Annotated in this window: 16 protein-coding genes and 1 tRNA gene; 7 read left to right on the plus strand and 10 right to left on the minus strand. The window is 65.9% G+C overall.

Features of this window, described 5'->3' with window-relative positions; all coding sequences use genetic code 11:
* Positions 1-58 precede the first annotated feature (58 nt).
* The 5 genes from dprA to AC1C2U_RS02740 all read left to right on the plus strand — a co-directional run bounded on the left by dprA (position 59) and on the right by AC1C2U_RS02740 (position 5,019).
* Positions 59-1,003: a DNA-processing protein DprA gene (dprA, locus tag AC1C2U_RS02720; protein WP_495360184.1), complete on the plus strand. Its 945-nt coding sequence runs from the start codon at positions 59-61 to the stop codon at positions 1,001-1,003.
* A 10-nt stretch (positions 1,004-1,013) separates the two neighbouring features.
* Positions 1,014-2,831 carry a type IV secretory system conjugative DNA transfer family protein gene (locus AC1C2U_RS02725; protein WP_495360185.1) on the plus strand — a complete coding sequence of 606 codons (1,818 nt, stop codon included), beginning with the start codon at positions 1,014-1,016 and terminating at the stop codon, positions 2,829-2,831.
* A 97-nt stretch (positions 2,832-2,928) separates the two neighbouring features.
* On the plus strand, positions 2,929-3,417 hold the full coding sequence (locus tag AC1C2U_RS02730) for a single-stranded DNA-binding protein (protein WP_495360186.1): 489 nt from the start codon (positions 2,929-2,931) through the stop codon (positions 3,415-3,417).
* Positions 3,418-3,471: 54 nt separating this feature from the next.
* Positions 3,472-4,014: a hypothetical protein gene (locus tag AC1C2U_RS02735; protein WP_495360829.1), complete on the plus strand. Its 543-nt coding sequence runs from the start codon at positions 3,472-3,474 to the stop codon at positions 4,012-4,014.
* A gap of 729 nt (positions 4,015-4,743) precedes the next feature.
* Positions 4,744-5,019 carry a hypothetical protein gene (locus AC1C2U_RS02740; protein WP_495360187.1) on the plus strand — a complete coding sequence of 92 codons (276 nt, stop codon included), beginning with the start codon at positions 4,744-4,746 and terminating at the stop codon, positions 5,017-5,019.
* Between the two features lie 275 nt (positions 5,020-5,294).
* Here the strand turns inward: AC1C2U_RS02740 and AC1C2U_RS02745 are convergent, their stop codons facing one another.
* A complete protein-coding gene (locus AC1C2U_RS02745) occupies positions 5,295-5,519 on the minus strand; it encodes a hypothetical protein (RefSeq protein WP_495360188.1) in 225 nt (74 codons plus the stop codon).
* Between the two features lie 113 nt (positions 5,520-5,632).
* Positions 5,633-5,851, minus strand: a complete 219-nt coding sequence (locus AC1C2U_RS02750; RefSeq protein ID WP_495360189.1) for a zinc-ribbon domain-containing protein — start codon at positions 5,849-5,851, stop codon at positions 5,633-5,635.
* A 386-nt stretch (positions 5,852-6,237) separates the two neighbouring features.
* Between AC1C2U_RS02750 and AC1C2U_RS02755 the strand changes: the two genes are divergently transcribed.
* Together AC1C2U_RS02755 and AC1C2U_RS02760 are read left to right on the plus strand one after the other, a co-directional pair.
* On the plus strand, positions 6,238-6,978 hold the full coding sequence (locus tag AC1C2U_RS02755) for a hypothetical protein (RefSeq protein WP_495360190.1): 741 nt from the start codon (positions 6,238-6,240) through the stop codon (positions 6,976-6,978).
* Positions 6,979-7,088: 110 nt separating this feature from the next.
* Positions 7,089-8,360 (plus strand): hypothetical protein, encoded by a 1,272-nt coding sequence (locus tag AC1C2U_RS02760; protein ID WP_495360191.1) that lies wholly within the window; start codon positions 7,089-7,091, stop codon positions 8,358-8,360.
* A 605-nt stretch (positions 8,361-8,965) separates the two neighbouring features.
* Here AC1C2U_RS02760 and AC1C2U_RS02765 read toward each other — a convergent pair.
* From AC1C2U_RS02765 to AC1C2U_RS02800, 8 genes are all read right to left on the minus strand, one after another.
* Entirely contained in the window at positions 8,966-10,171 is a 1,206-nt protein-coding gene (locus tag AC1C2U_RS02765) for a site-specific integrase (RefSeq protein WP_495360192.1), read from the minus strand.
* 60 nt (positions 10,172-10,231) lie between these two features.
* Entirely contained in the window at positions 10,232-10,459 is a 228-nt protein-coding gene (locus tag AC1C2U_RS02770; RefSeq protein WP_495360193.1) for a helix-turn-helix transcriptional regulator, read from the minus strand.
* Positions 10,460-10,635: 176 nt separating this feature from the next.
* A tRNA-Ala gene (locus AC1C2U_RS02775) sits at positions 10,636-10,711 on the minus strand.
* A gap of 92 nt (positions 10,712-10,803) precedes the next feature.
* The gene (gene rsfS / locus AC1C2U_RS02780) at positions 10,804-11,178 is read right to left on the minus strand and encodes a ribosome silencing factor (protein ID WP_495360194.1); all 375 of its coding nucleotides are present in this window, start codon (positions 11,176-11,178) and stop codon (positions 10,804-10,806) included.
* A 34-nt stretch (positions 11,179-11,212) separates the two neighbouring features.
* Positions 11,213-12,145 carry a hypothetical protein gene (locus tag AC1C2U_RS02785; RefSeq protein ID WP_495360195.1) on the minus strand — a complete coding sequence of 311 codons (933 nt, stop codon included), beginning with the start codon at positions 12,143-12,145 and terminating at the stop codon, positions 11,213-11,215.
* 311 nt (positions 12,146-12,456) lie between these two features.
* Positions 12,457-13,056 carry a nicotinate-nucleotide adenylyltransferase gene (gene nadD / locus AC1C2U_RS02790; protein ID WP_495360196.1) on the minus strand — a complete coding sequence of 200 codons (600 nt, stop codon included), beginning with the start codon at positions 13,054-13,056 and terminating at the stop codon, positions 12,457-12,459.
* A 16-nt stretch (positions 13,057-13,072) separates the two neighbouring features.
* Positions 13,073-13,294, minus strand: a complete 222-nt coding sequence (locus tag AC1C2U_RS02795; RefSeq protein WP_495360197.1) for a hypothetical protein — start codon at positions 13,292-13,294, stop codon at positions 13,073-13,075.
* A gap of 51 nt (positions 13,295-13,345) precedes the next feature.
* On the minus strand, positions 13,346-14,614 hold the full coding sequence (locus AC1C2U_RS02800; RefSeq protein WP_495360198.1) for a glutamate-5-semialdehyde dehydrogenase: 1,269 nt from the start codon (positions 14,612-14,614) through the stop codon (positions 13,346-13,348).
* Between the last annotated feature and the right edge of the window lie 28 nt (positions 14,615-14,642).

Consider the following 14,642-nt stretch of genomic DNA (forward strand, 5'->3'; position numbering starts at 1 on the left):
CACCCGAGGAGGCGCCGTGACCGCAGACGAACGAGCAGCGAGGATGACACTCGCCACGGTGTCAGAACCAGCCGACATCATCACCGGCACCCTCATCGCTCACATCGGTGCCGCCGAGACGCTCACGCTCCTCGAGTCGAGAAGCACCCTTCCGCCCAGCATCGACCCTGCCGAAGGCGAGCTCTGGCGCCGGCGACTCGCCGCACGCCTAAGCCCCGCAGAGACCGATGGCATCCACGCGCGCATGGAGCAGCAGGATCTGCAGATGATCACGCCCGGTGACGCAGCGTGGCCGGCCGAGCTGAGCCAACTCGGACCGAGCGCACCGCTCGCCCTCTGGCTCAAAGGCGACTCGGCACCGCTGACGGCTCCGTTGACAGACCGAGTCACGATGGTCGGCTCGCGGGCGGCCACCTCGTACGGCGATCGGATCACCGCGGACCTCGCCACCGACCTGACCCACAGCGGAAAGGTGATCGTGACCGGGGGTGCCTACGGCATCGACGCAGCTGCGATCCGCGCCGCGACCGCCACCGCTTCCGGACACACGATCGTGGTCCTCGCCGGCGGACTCGACCGCGCCTACCCGAGCGGGCATGACGACCTCTTCACCCGCATCACCCATTCCGGGGGTCTCCTCGTCAGCGAACTCCCACCTGGTGCTGCGCCGACGAAATGGCGGTTCCTGCAGCGCGGCCGACTCGTGGCAGCCCTGGGCAGCGCAACCATCGTCGTCGAAGCCGGGCAACGCTCGTCGGCCTTGAACGTCGCGGCCTACGCTCACGCGCTCGGCCGCCCCGTCGCCGCCGCACCTGGGCCGCTCACCTCACCCGCGAGCGCAGGCGCGCACCGGCTAATCCAAGAAGGCGTCGCTACCCTCGTCGTCGACGCCAATGACATCCTCGCTCTGACCGACCCTGCCGTCAGGTATGCCGCCGAGCGGCCCTTCGCCTACTCCCCCACCCGCCGCGGCCTCCCCATCAGCACGGATATCGCCCGATAAGCCGATGACTATGGAACGCAACTCGGGCGGGCTCGGCGACGAACTCACGAACCTCGGCATAGGCGTCCTAATCAGTGCCGCCGCGCTCGCGCTCGTGCTGCGCGCGGCCGGCAGCGCCGCGGCGTGGGCCACCGGCATCCCTCAACCGACCAGCGGCCCTGAAACGGGCCTCGCCGTCATCCTCAACACTGGCGACCCCGGCACCGCGCTCGGCGCTCCAGGCTTGCATCCGGCCGCATACTGGGTCACCGCCGCGCTGCTACTCGCGATCGCGGTTGCTACCGTCATCCTGATCTGGCGGATGCTGCATACTTCGAGCCGCAATCGACGGGTCGACCCGTACCGTCTACCGGGCATCGCCACGAAGACCGACGTCACCCGCGCGGCGTCGCGAGCCGCACTCATGAGACGCGGCCGCCATCTGCGTCCTTCACTGTCCGATGCGAAACCAGCGGATGTGGGCTATCGGCTCGGCAGCTCTCGCGGTGTTGACGTGTGGGCCTCCATCGAAGACTCGATCCTCGTCATCGGCCCACCCCGCTCCGGCAAAGGGGCGCACATCGTCATCAACGCGATCCTCGACGCACCCGGCCCCGTCGTGGCGACCTCTACCCGCCCCGACAACCTCACGGCGACACTGCGCGCCAGGCAGCAGCACGGACCCGTCGCCGTCTTCGACCCACAGCAACTCGCCCCCGGAGTGCCCGCCGGGCTGCGGTGGTCACCGATCCGTGGCTGCGACGACCCCCTCACCGCGATGATCCGCGCCACCGGCCTAGCCGCCGGCACCGGACTCGCCGCAGGCGGTGTCGAGGGCGGCGGCTTCTGGGAAGCCAAGACCCGCGTCGCCCTCCAAGCACTCCTACACGCTGCCGCGCTCGACCGCTGCACCCCGGCAGAGCTCTTTCGCTGGACCCTCGACCCGACAGCCGCCGCCGACGCCGTCGCGATTCTCACCACCAACCCCAATGCGACAACCGGATGGGGTGACTCGTTGCAGGCCATGCTCGAAGCCGACCCACGCACCCGCGACTCGATCTGGCAAGGCGTCTCCCTCGCACTCGCCGCGCTCGCCGACCCACGCGTGCTCGACGCAGTCTCTCCCAGTGACAGCGAGCAATTCCATCCCGAAACGTTTCTACAGAGCAACGGCACCCTCTACCTATTGGCCACCAGCGCAGGCGCGAACAACTCCGCATCCCTCGTTGCTGCATTCCTCGAAGACCTCATCGAGACCGCCCGCAGAATCGCCGCCCGCAACCCTGGCGCCCGCCTCGATCCGCCGCTGCTGCTCGCCCTCGACGAGATCGGCAACCTCGCCCCACTCCCGTCACTGCCGAACCTCATGGCCGAAGGCGGCGGCACCGGCATCACCACCATGCCCGTGCTGCAATCGCTCGCCCAGGCTCGCACCAAGTGGTCCGACAGCGCCGCCAGCACGATCTGGGATGCCTCGATCGTCAAGATCGTGCTCGGGGGCGCTTCCAACTCGAAAGACCTCCAAGACCTCTCCACCCTCATCGGCGACCGCGACGACACCACCGACTCCACCACGGTGGGCGACCGCGGATCCCGCTCCGCCCAGCGCTCGGTGCGCCGCATCGCGACGATGCCGCCCGACACGATCCGCACCCTTCCGTTCGGCACAGGCCTCATCTTGCTCCGCTCGGCGCCGCCGATCGTCGCCCGGCTTCGCATGTGGACGAACCGCGCCGACGCGAACGACCTCCGCACCGGACGCGCGGAGATCGAGGCACTGCTGCGTGCACCACCACCGCGAGCGGCATCCGAATCGACAGCCGACGAAGCTGCCGAGCCCGTCGAATAGGGATGCCTCGTGGGCGCGACTGCTGCACCGGGGCGCCAGGCGCACCTGATGGTGAGCGCGGATCATTGATTCGCCCGGCACAGGAAGGCACAGTCCCATGGCTCTCCACACCCAGCAATCGATCTCGGGGTTCATCGCGACCGAACCGCAGCAGACCGTCACCGAACGCGGGGAGACCCGCTTCTACGCCCGCATCGGCCAGCCCCGATTCCGGCGCGAAGACGACGGCGCCTTCACCGAACTCGCACCCACATTCCACGACCTCGTCGCGTACCGCGCCACCGCCGACCGAGCCATGGCCCGTTTCGCGAAGGGCGACAGCTTCGTCGCCGAAGGCTACGTCCGCACCTTCCAGATCGAACGCGACGGCGAGATCACCGACCGCGAAGAGTTCGTCGCCAAGAAGATCGGCCACGACCTCGCCCGTACCGAATACAACGTCGACCGCACCCGTCGAAACGTCGCAGTGCCCCAGACCGATGCCGCGGCCAACGGCCGCGACGTGAGCGGAACCGAGCGCGACGAAGCCCGCACGCAACATGGTGAGGTGCAAGCACCCGCCGAATCTGCTGTCCTCAGACTGTGAACCGACGTGACTGGCACATCCGCACGCGCTGCCGCTGCCGCTGACCAGGAGCGACTGCTCGGCGGCAGCGCGTTCAGCGGCACCGCGTTTGACGACGACGCGTTCGATGACCTCGAAGCACCGCTGATCGCCGAGCCCCCACATCCGGTCAACTGGAATCTGCTAACCGCCGAACAAGCCGAAAACGAATGGATCGAGCTCAACCGCTGGGTGAACTGGCTCCGCCACACCTACGGCCTCCGGGCATCGATCATCCCGCCGTTCTGGCACCGCCACCCTGAACTTGTCTGGGAACTCTCCGCGCTCCACCTCCACTGGCTCAGCGCCTACGACCCCGACCAACACGGCTCCGCCCCTCTCGGATGGCACCGCGACTTCGCTGACGCCCGAAACCGCCTTCGCGATTGGGTCGCCGCCTCCGGCACCCGCCTCGACCGCGACCGCCCTACCCGTCAGACGGCCTGGCCCGGCGAACCGGCGGCTGAAGCCGTCGACGAAGTCGAAATCGCTCACCGCGACGACGACTTCGTGCGCTTCGTCGTCGACGATGTCGAGCGTCGACGCGCGACTGAGAATGCGTTCGCTCCTCCACGCTAGCGGGCTGCTCTGCCGATGCGCGGCGGCGGCGTTCATCGACCATCGACAACGAACGCGCGATCAAGCTGATGTCGTCCTGCACGGTGATCCTCGAGTTTGTGGCCAAGCAGTTCGGCGGCGATCGGTGGGGACTGCTGTAGCTTCGGTTGACTCCGGCTTTCGAATGCCGGCCAACGGTATTCGGCACGAGAGGCCGCGCGTACGGGTGACCCGGCCGACTGCGAACTTTGCTACCCAGCGTTGGGCGCACCGCCCGGCCGGGGTGCATAACTCCCGCCGGCTGAATCTACTTCGCGTCCTTGCGGGGGGCGCGAAGTCTCTGGACACCGATACTTCACCGCCGGTGTGTCTGGCTTCCGGATATGCGGGATGGTGCCGGCCCTATTCATATGTGTGGGCAACGATCCAGCCCTCACCTTCCCGAAGGACATCGACCACGAGCACATCATTCTCGTCGCCGCTCGCTTGAAAGCGCCACCCAACCTGAACTGTGGGCGGATGAGTGAACGCCGCAGGAATCTCGCGCGTCGCGTAACAGCGGAGTCGGAGTGTCCGTCACCGACCAGCGCCGGCCTCGCCAGACGAGACGGGTAGGAATGTCCCGTTCGAACCAGAGTGTGACGTGATCGGCGAGGGTCTGCATGGCGCGCTCCGAGGTTGCAAAGTTCGAATATGTGTTCGAAGCTTAGGCGAGCATACGCCGAACCCGCTGAACGTCAAGAGAGCACCATGGATCGCAAACCAATCCGCTACGACACCGACACATGGCTGTGCATGCGCGACGATCCCGTCGTCCCGAAAGCAGTCATCTGCCGTTACCGAGACGTGAAGCACGGAGACGTTTACCTGATCATCCGATGGGATCTTGACCCCGCCAACCGTGTGCTGATGGCATCAGCGTCCACACTCAAGCAAGCCAACGAGCTCGTGCTCTACGACAAGCCAGAGAGCACCGCCCCGCCATTCGCCGGCTACCCACACCACGCTCCGACGAGGAATCAATAGATCGCAGCCGAGCTACGACAGCAGCGCCACACCACGCAACATCACGATCCGAGAGCCGGGCGTCGTCACGGTGCACCGTCCCGTTTGCAGGACGTGGTCACGTCGCGGTGGACTTCCGCGTTCGGAGCCGGATGAGCGTCCCGATGGCCCCTGCCTGTCCTCGCCCGGCGCATCGATACCGATCTCCGTGCTCCGGGGGCTGCGGCTTTGCTCGCGAAGGGCGAAATGTCAGTCGTGCAGTCGAAGCACACTGTGCTGGCGACAACGGCGCGGGCTCAGAATCGGGTCTCGTTGCCGACCCGAGCGCACACCCCATAGGAATCGAACACTAGATTGATCTGCCAGCTGCCGCTCCAAGCACTGGTCCTGCCCCAGACGACTGAACGCAATCCATCCCGCTGCACGTCGACCATCGCCGGCCCGACTGCTGCAAGGATCTCGTTGATGTGCCGACCGATTAGCGTGCCCATGGCAACGAACTTCTGATCGATCTTCCCCACGCGCGCCGGGTCCGAGGGGAAGGGTCCCGGATACGGCCAGAAGGCCCATACGCAATCAGCTGGAACGAGTTCATCTGGCATCGGCGGGCGAATGGAGGGATCAAATCCGCTGCCTACAAGCAGGCCTCTGTGGAGCCCACCGGAACTGACACGGGCGTATCAGCCGCTTCTGGATCAGTCAGCGAGCCCATTGGCACCCGCCGCTGGCTCGGAGTCAAGGTAACCAGTCCCTCCGTTCGGATCGGTTCTGGTGCGTCGCCGCGCGGCCGCCCACAGCTCGGACAGAATCTTGCATCCTCGGCGAGCACAGCTCCGCATCCACTGCAGTACATTCAGTTTCCTTCGTGGGAAGTTGCTTTCTCAGCCGCACTTCGGCTGATCCTGGGGAGCGGCCACTGCCACGCGGCCGGCGAACCAGCTCAATCTTCGTCGGACTCAGGCTCCGGTCGCTCGTCCGGGCGGGGCATCGTCATCGGCCAGTAACTCATGGTCGTCCTCCTCATTGCGGAACGGGTGTTTGAGGGCCGCGGGCATCCGGGTGTTCGTCGGTGCGTGTGTCCGGCTGTTCGCGATCGCTAGATCCTAACGAGCCTGGTGCCTCGGATGGGGAGCAAACCCTACCCCCTTTCGGGGCTCTGTTGGTTCAGGAGCGCTGCCTGTGCACGCGCAACAGTGACGCGATGGAGACACCTTCTGAGTCCTGATCCATCATGAAGAGATGACCAATCTCCACGATCTCGTCCCGCCTCACGAACCGGCGGAGGATGTTTTCGCGTTCGCCAGCAAAGCAGCGCTGTCCCTGATTCCCATCGTCGGCACGCTCGCGGCGGATACTTTTGCCCATGCCATGGAAACACGACAGGCGCAACGGCAGCACGATTTCAACGTTGCGATCGCGCAGTCTCTCAGTACTGCAATTAAGGACATCGAGTCCACCACGCCGCTCGAGGACATCGTGGGCTCGGATGAATTCATCGCCGCGGTCGCGCGCGCCCAACGGGCCGCGGCCGAGACAGCCAGCGAAGAGAAGCGCCGTCGCCTCGCTGCCGCGGTCGCGAACGGCGGCAGCTGGGCACCGTTCACCGCCAGCCAGCAGGAGCAGTTCACCCGCCTCGTCGGCGAGTTTGATGCACTCCACGTCTGGCTCTTGCACTACTTCACTGACCCCGCCGCTTGGCTGCAGGCTCGAAGTCTCTACGCACAGCACGCGGACGTCATGATGGGCGGCATCGACGGCCCCCTCGGCTCCGCGCTCAACGCACCGATAGGCACGTGGTACGATCCGGTGACCCAGGCCGTCGCCGACCTCGAACGCGCCGGCCTCGCCACCATCCCCCTCGATACGATCCTGAGCGCCCAGGGCGTCTTCGCCCCTCGCACATCCCCCAAGGGCAACCGCTTCCTCGCATTCATCAACGAACCAGACTCCCTCGAGGCGGCGCCACCCACCTCCCTCTGACAGCTCAGTACATCCCTGACGCCGATCTCAATATCGACGGCTTCCTCCCGAACTCCACGCGAGCGTGGGAGTCTGAACACGTGAATGCAGGAAGGCGAACCAACCCTCGGATGAGCACTACTCCGACGGTGCTGGATGTGATCGAAAATGCACTCGGCGCAGTACCCATTCGTGCTGAGCTCGAGCGGTTGACAATTCCGGAGCTCGAGGATCTTCGCGATCTCCTGTCCCGGCTGTGGGCGGCCCAGCATGATCAGCCCGAGAATGGCGACGCGTATCTGGTGGGTGGGTGGCTCGGGGCCTTCTGGAGCGAGCCGTCGCTCCGCGCCGAGCTGAGCGCGTCGCTGCTGTATTACTCGAAGCTGTTGGTCCTCGACCCACTCGCGGACTTCTTTGTTGAGCCATCGATTGTTCAGCCAATGCGCGGCATCCGATACCGCCGTCAAGATGGCAAACACAACATCGTCACAACCGGGCCGGCGCTGTGGAGCCAGAACGAGTCCTTCGCCAGGCTGCGGGAGGATCCGACGCGGGCCGCCGCTCGATTCGCCGCGATTGTTGCGAATCTCTATGAGCTCGAGCACCTGATCCGGTCGGGTGTCGTCATCGTGAGGAGCCAATGGCCGACGCTGCAGCAGCGAGCGCATCAACTCGCCACCTCAGTGCGGCGTGACGTGAGGTCATCCGAGATGCAGGAGTTTGTCCGATCTGCGTCGGCTGAGGGAACGCCGCTCATGGTCTGGGACAACTTCCGGGGACTAGATCTCAAGATGAACCTGCCGGTGCACCGTGCGGACGAACCTTGGCAGATTGAGCCGACCCTCTACTACCTGGCCAAGACGCTCGCGGTCGCGGACGCCGCAAATGCGCAGTATGTTCCGACTGAAGAAGTAGATCTCCATCACCTGCGTCTGAAGGTCAATACCGGGTTGCACCAGTCGCATCCGGGCGTATTCCTTCGTGAGGTGTCACGGGTCATCGTCCCGACTGTGGACGTGCCGATTGCTCGCGCTATCGAGATGCGCCAGTCGTCGGAGAATTTCGATGACTGGCGACGGTCACTGGACAAGCTCCGTCGCGCCGCCACGGCCAGCACCGAGGACGAGCTCGCGGAACAGATCAAAGACGAGCTGCAGCCCCGCGCTCACGCCCTGGCACGTGAGGCGAAACGCGGACGCACCTCGCTGGGCGAAGACGGCGCCGTGGTGGTTATCGACGGGATGGTCGGCGCCGGCGTTGCTCTGGGCGCTCAGGACGGGCTTACAGGTGTCGCCGCATCGGCCGGGGCGGGCGTGCTGTGGTGGCTCTACCGGGCGTACACGCGTGAGAAGCCCGGTGGAGCGGACGCCGTGCTCGCCGCGCTGTTACGGCGCAGCTCCTGAGGCTCACAAGCGGAGCCGATTTGCCGCAATCGTCGGCGCTGGGGTGTAGCGCTTCCTCACTGGTGATGGAGCCTCATGTCGTTATCGTCGCGTTGACCCGCCTGTAATCGTTCAGCCCGTGTGTCCGCCAATGGGCGGATAACCCCGCACAACGATGCGACGGGTGCCAGGTGCGCGCCGCGGGCGACGCGTCACGGCGTCTTTGTGACGACGCGGCCGTACTTTGCAAGATGCCCGCTTCCTCCACGACTCAGAGCCTACGACCCTGACCAGCACGGCCCCGCGCCCTTCGGATGGCGCCGCGACTTCGCCGACGCCCGCGCCGCCTCCCGACTGGATTGCCACTTCCGGCGCCCGCCTCGACCTCGACCGCCCCACCCGCCAAACAGCCTGGTCCTGGGAACCGTCGGCGGACACCGTCGAAGACGTCATCATCACGAACCGTGACTCCGACTTCGTCACGTTCGCGGTTGCTGACCTCGAACGTCGCCGAGCGGCTGAAACGGGCGCCGAACCTGACCCCCGGTGAGGCGGCATGCTCGACGCCCGCGAGTTCACCCGAATCGACCAAAACCCCGCCGATACATGGGCAGACCTGCCGACGCTCATTGCGCCCTGCGACTGCGGTCGATGTTGACCACTGCGACGGACTCGAGTCGAGAGCGCTGGAGCCTGCCGAGCACCATCGAAGTATCAGGAGCCTGAACGGCGCGCTTCGCGTAGTACTGCTCGGTCACGCGAGAACGTTTGTGGCCGGCGAACCGCGCAGCCCCTTCGATGCCCAGCGCGTCAGCCACCACGGTCACAGCCGACTTGCGGAGCGCGTGCGGCACAAGCTCCTCGTCGAGATGGGCCCATTCCCGCACGCGCCGCAACGATCGATGGACATCTTGCGTGCCACTGGGCGCTCCGGTACGCGTGTGGAAGACGAACTCGTTACCACCGGATGCAAGCTTGCGACGGCGGAGCATCGGAAGGAGCTCGACCGGCACAGAGATGCACCGCCAACCAGCCTCCGACTTGAGATAGTCCTCGTAGTGCTTGGGCTGGCCCTTGGAGTCGACGATCTTTCCGGCGATGGTGATGCTCGGCCGTTCTGACTCGAGGTCGACGAACTGCCATTTAAGTCCCACTGCTTCGCTGACGCGAGCGCCACTGGCCAGGATCAGGTCGACCACGTCGCCGAGGAGGTCGGACGGCCGCGGCCCCATCCGGTCTTCGCGATTCTGGTGATCGCGAATGATCGCTCGAAACTGATCCAACTCGAGGGCATCGGGCGCGTAGATCGGCTTCGGCCGCTTCTTGACGCTCTTCACCTCTCGAGCTGGATTGGCGATCATGAGATCGTTCATGACGGCATACGAACAGATCTGACTGATCAGCGCCTTGCACGTATCCGCCTGTCGCGGCGTCTCCCGGTGGATGGCCTTGTAGACCCGCAGAATCGTGCTCGCCTTGATCTCCCGAAGCGCCAGCGCTCCCATCAACGGAGCGATCTTCTTCTCGATCAGCCGCCGGTTCTCGTGCCGTGTCGTATCGCGTTGATCGCCGGTGAACGCCACGTGCTCCATGTACTCATGGGCGAGCTCAACGAAGAGCGAGTCGGGCGTCAGACCCTCACCCGTCGTGTGAGCGGCTTCGTACTCGTCGCCAACGGCCTCGACCAGCGTCCGACGTGCTCGCGCCCTGGAGGTCGCGCGGCTGCGGAGCTTGCCGTAGCTCCCGTCAATGCGACGGAAGATGACGGTGCCGCGAACCCGCCCGTCGGGCAGGTCGTGGTACGTGATCTCCCCGTGTGAGCCGGGTTCCATTCTGCTGCGTGGCATTGTAATCGCCCTCTGTCTTCGCAGAGTAAAAGGCCATCACCGGGTTCACCGTCGGTCTGTTCGGGCCCTCAGCCAGGCCAGAACGTTCTCGCGGCTGTATCGCAGATGCTTGCCGAGCTTGGTGGCCTTCGGGCCGGTTCCTTCGAGACGCCAGTGGTAGATCGTCTCTTTGGACAGCTGCAAATACTGCGCCAGCTCGTCGACGCTCAGGTAGTCCCCAAGCTCGTCGACGAACCGGGATGCCGGAACGGTGGGATCGGTTGATGTGCTCATACTCCTCAGGAGTGCGCATCAAGCCGAAATGCTTGCCGTCTCAGGACTTCGCATGTGGATGCCTGTGAAGGCCCGTCATCGATTTGAAAACAGACCCAAAACAGCCCCAACGGCCTGTTTTCGGCCGTTTTCAACGAAAAGAACCCCTGTGAATCTTGCGATTCATCAGGGGTTTTTGGTGGATCTGAGGGGACTCGAACCCCTGACCCCCTGCATGCCATGCAGGTGCGCTACCAGCTGCGCCACAGACCCGTAAACCCCGTGCGGGGCAACGAATTGAGCTTACACCAGCCCCTGCCCGCGAAAGAAATCGAGCGGACCTCGACCAGCGGATGCCGCGACGGTCAGTTGCTCGCGGCGAGCAGCGGCGCCACCGGCAGTGCCGGACAGTCGGCCCAGAGCCGCTCGAGGCCATAGTAGAGCCGCTCTTCCTGGTGAAAGACGTGCACAACGAGGTCGCCGAAATCGAGCAGGATCCAGCGGCCCGTCTGGTGGCCCTCACGCCGTCGCGTCGGAGTGCCGGCACGTCCGAGCACCTCTTCGATCTCGTCGGCGATCGCGACAACGTTGCGTTCGGAGTTGCCGGTCACGAGGAGGAACACGTCGGCGAAGGGAAGCGGGGCCGACACGTCGAGAGCGACGAGGTCGTCGCCGCCCTTCGAGTCAGCTGCCCGCGCCGCCAGCGCGAGTGTGTCGAGTGCTTGGTCGGATGCGGTCATGCGCTCACTTCCGGTGGGTGATGGATATCTCGGATCAGAACAACCCGGAGATCGAGCCGATGACGAGGGTCGCGACGACGCCGAGCGCGAGCACACCGGCGGTGACGGCGAGCACGAGCGGCAGGTTCATGCCCTCTTTCTTGGGCGGTGCGATCATGGCACGCGAAGCGCCCTGTGTACTGATCGCGCGGGTGGCCGAGACGGGCGCGGCGCCGGCGCCGACGTCTTCGACCTGGTCGAAGAGACGATCGACGTCGGAGGAATCGATATGACTCGGGTGCACCCCCGTCGCCCCGTAGGAGCGCGGGAGGTCGATCGAGCCGGTGGCGATGATCTCACCGCTCGACGCAATCGGATCGCCGATCGAACCGTTGTCGGGAAGCGTCGGGAGGATGAGCGCGTTCGTCGTGGTCGGAACACCGTGGCTCACGCCGCCACGTGAAAGCAACTGGTCGAAGGGTTCGGCCGATTCCACAGGGGTGTTCAGCTGCGACGTCCAGTGGCCGACTGCAGCCGACACTGGGGCCGCAGGATCGGCCTGTCGCGGTGGACGCGTCGGGCTCGCTGCTGCGGGAGGCGGCACCGCAGGCCCAGGCTGCGGGAGGCCGGCGGAGTACTGCGCGGCCTCTTCCTCTTCTTCGAGGTCGAACTCATCGAGTTGGTTGGAGTCGAGCATCGCGCGAAGCTCACGCCGGGTGAGGGTGCGCTCCGGCGTCGTCGGCTCTTCGGCGACAGGCCACGGCTGCTCTTGGGGTGATGCCGGGCGGACGTTCAACGGCGCCCCCTGCTGCGGAGGCTGCTGGGGCTCCCACGGAATCTGCTGCTGCGGAGGCTGCTGGGGCTCCCACGGAATCTGCTGCTGCGGAGGCTGCTGGGGCTCCCACGGAATCTGCTGCTGCGGAGGCTGCTGGGGCTCCCACGGAATCTGCTGCTGCGGGGCCTGCTCCACTGCGGGCGGCTGCGGCACGGCTGGAGCCGGCGGCACCGGGCGCGGAGCGAACGGGCTCTGCTGCTGCGGCGGCGCTGCGTACGGCGAAGTGGGTTCTGCGAACGCACCAGCGGGCCGGGGCGCTGCATACGCAGGGTCCGAGGCCGACACCGGGAGCGCCGGCGCGGGGACCGCTTGCGCGGGAGCCACGGGAACAGGCTGCGGCGGCACAGGAGCAGGAGCAGGAACCGCCGGCGGGGCATCCGGGCTCGCTGAAGGAACCTGCTGCTCCAGCAGACGCTCACGTTCGCGTATTTCGCGGCGCGTCAGCGGCAGATCCTGCGACGACGTCATTCGACACTCCGGTAGAGATGGTGCTTGGAGATGTACTGGACGACCCCATCGGGCACCAAGTACCAAACCGGGAAACCCCGGCGCACCCTGCTCCGGCAATCGGTCGACGAGATCGCTAGTGCCGGAACCTCCAGCAAGCTTACGTCTTGCTCCGGCAATCCAGAAACAGACAGCACATGTCCCGGACGACTCACAGCAACGAAGTGCGCCAGATCCCAGAGTTCCCGCACGTCTTTCCAGGAGAGGATCTGTGCGATGGCGTCGGCGCCGGTGATGAAGTAGAGGTCGGCATCGGGGCGTTCACGGCGGATGTCGCGCAGCGTGTCGATCGTGAACGTCGGCTTCTCGCGGTCGATATCAACGCGGCTCACGGTGAACATCGGGTTCGAGGCTGTGGCGATGACCGTCATCAGATAGCGATGCTCGGCCTGGGTGACGTTCGACTTGTAGCTCGGCTGGCCGGTCGGCACGAACACGACCTCGTCGAGATCGAGTGACCGCGCCACTTCGCTCGCGGCGACGAGGTGGCCGTGGTGAATGGGGTCGAATGTACCGCCCATCACCCCGATTCGAGGCCGACGCTCCGCGACCGTCATCGCGCGCTCGCCAACCTCAGTGGCCGCCGTGCTCGTCTCCGGAGTGCCGCGCGGCGTAGGCCGCGGCCTTGGCGCTGTGGCGGTTGGCGACGTCGCGGTACGACGCGACGACGAACCCGAGCGCAGCGAAGATGACGATCGCGATGAGGCCGTAGACCCAGGTCTCCATCGGCAGTTCCCTCGCGTGCACCGTCTCGGTCAACACGGTCGAGGTCTGTACTGCGGTGGCTAGGCTCATTCGCCATTCCTTTCGAATCCTGCGGGTCGTGCTCCGAACAGTCTAGCGAGGTCAGTCGCGCACGTGCCCGGCACCGCGCACGATCCACTTCGTGCTGGTGAGTTCGGGGAGCCCCATCGGCCCACGGGCGTGCAGCTTCTGCGTGGAGATGCCGACCTCTGCGCCGAACCCGAACTCCGCGCCGTCGGTGAAGCGGGTGGACGCGTTGACCATGACCGCCGCGGCGTCGACCTCGTTGAGGAACCGTTCGGCGTTGCCGAGATCGTTCGTGACGATCGACTCCGTGTGCTTGGTGGAGTACCGCCGGATGTGGCGGAGAGCGCCGTCGAGCGAGTCGACGACACCGACCGAGATGTCCAGTGACATGTGCTCGGTCGCCCAGTCCTCATCGGTGACCGCCTCGACCTCGGGACGGATCGCGCGCACGCGCTCGTCGCCGTGCACGGTGACACCGGATGCCTCGAGACGAGCCAGCACCGGAGGAAGCAGACGCTCGGCCGCGCCCGCGTGCACCAGCAACGTCTCGAGTGCGTTGCAGACGCTCGGCCGTTGCGTCTTGGCATTGTGTACGAGATCGACCGCCCAGTCTTCGCGGGCGCTCTCGTCGAGGAACATGTGCACGACGCCGGCTCCCGTTTCGATGACCGGCACCTTCGCCTCTTCGACGACGGCTCGGATGAGGCCGGCGCTGCCCCGCGGGATCAGCACGTCGACGTAGGCGCGGGCCTGCATGAGATGGCGGGCCCCTGCGCGGCCGAAGTCGTCGACGGTCTGCACCGCATCGGCCGGCAGGCCGACCGAGTCGAGCGCGTCGCGGAGTACCCCGAGGAGCACCCGGTTCGTCTGTTCAGCCGCCGTGCCGCCGCGGAGCACCACGGCGTTGCCGCTCTTGAGTGCGAGCACTGCGATGTCGATCGTGACGTTCGGTCGTGCCTCGTAGATGGCGCCGATGACGCCGAGCGGCACTCGGATCTGATCGATGCGCACGCCATTGGGCAGCGAGCGGCCGCTCACGGTGTCGCCGACTGGATCAGCGAGGCCGATCACTTCGCGAACCGCATCGGCGAGTGCGCTGATCCGCCGTTCGTCGAGCGTGAGCCGGTCGAGCAGCCCTGAAGCGAGCCCGGCCGCGCGACCCGCTTCGAGGTCGGCGCCGTTCGCTGCAATGATCGCTTCCGAACGAGCCGTGAGCAGCACTGCGACCTGGTCGAGCGCCGCTTCCTTCTCAGCCGTCGTGGCCTGCGCCAGGCGGCGGGAGGCGTCTTTCGCGGCAACGAGGCGGGTGTCGATCACCGAGGTGTCGAGGTCGGTCTGCTCCATGCGACCAGCCTAGGTGAGCGGCGTGTCG

The organism is Agromyces sp. Y575, from assembly GCF_059445445.1.

Excerpts from the sequence above, each read along its gene's own strand:
- AC1C2U_RS02725 (WP_495360185.1), top strand. The coding sequence starts at position 1,014 with ATGGAACGCAACTCGGGCGGGCTCGGCGACGAACTCACGAACCTCGGC.
- AC1C2U_RS02730 (WP_495360186.1), top strand. The coding sequence starts at position 2,929 with ATGGCTCTCCACACCCAGCAATCGATCTCGGGGTTCATCGCGACCGAA.
- AC1C2U_RS02740 (WP_495360187.1), top strand. The coding sequence starts at position 4,744 with ATGGATCGCAAACCAATCCGCTACGACACCGACACATGGCTGTGCATG.
- AC1C2U_RS02750 (WP_495360189.1), bottom strand. The coding sequence starts at position 5,851 with ATGTACTGCAGTGGATGCGGAGCTGTGCTCGCCGAGGATGCAAGATTC.
- AC1C2U_RS02755 (WP_495360190.1), top strand. The coding sequence starts at position 6,238 with ATGACCAATCTCCACGATCTCGTCCCGCCTCACGAACCGGCGGAGGAT.
- AC1C2U_RS02760 (WP_495360191.1), top strand. The coding sequence starts at position 7,089 with ATGAGCACTACTCCGACGGTGCTGGATGTGATCGAAAATGCACTCGGC.
- AC1C2U_RS02765 (WP_495360192.1), bottom strand. The coding sequence starts at position 10,171 with ATGGAACCCGGCTCACACGGGGAGATCACGTACCACGACCTGCCCGAC.
- AC1C2U_RS02770 (WP_495360193.1), bottom strand. The coding sequence starts at position 10,459 with ATGAGCACATCAACCGATCCCACCGTTCCGGCATCCCGGTTCGTCGAC.
- rsfS (WP_495360194.1), bottom strand. The coding sequence starts at position 11,178 with ATGACCGCATCCGACCAAGCACTCGACACACTCGCGCTGGCGGCGCGG.
- nadD (WP_495360196.1), bottom strand. The coding sequence starts at position 13,056 with ATGACGGTCGCGGAGCGTCGGCCTCGAATCGGGGTGATGGGCGGTACA.
- AC1C2U_RS02795 (WP_495360197.1), bottom strand. The coding sequence starts at position 13,294 with ATGAGCCTAGCCACCGCAGTACAGACCTCGACCGTGTTGACCGAGACG.
- AC1C2U_RS02800 (WP_495360198.1), bottom strand. The coding sequence starts at position 14,614 with ATGGAGCAGACCGACCTCGACACCTCGGTGATCGACACCCGCCTCGTT.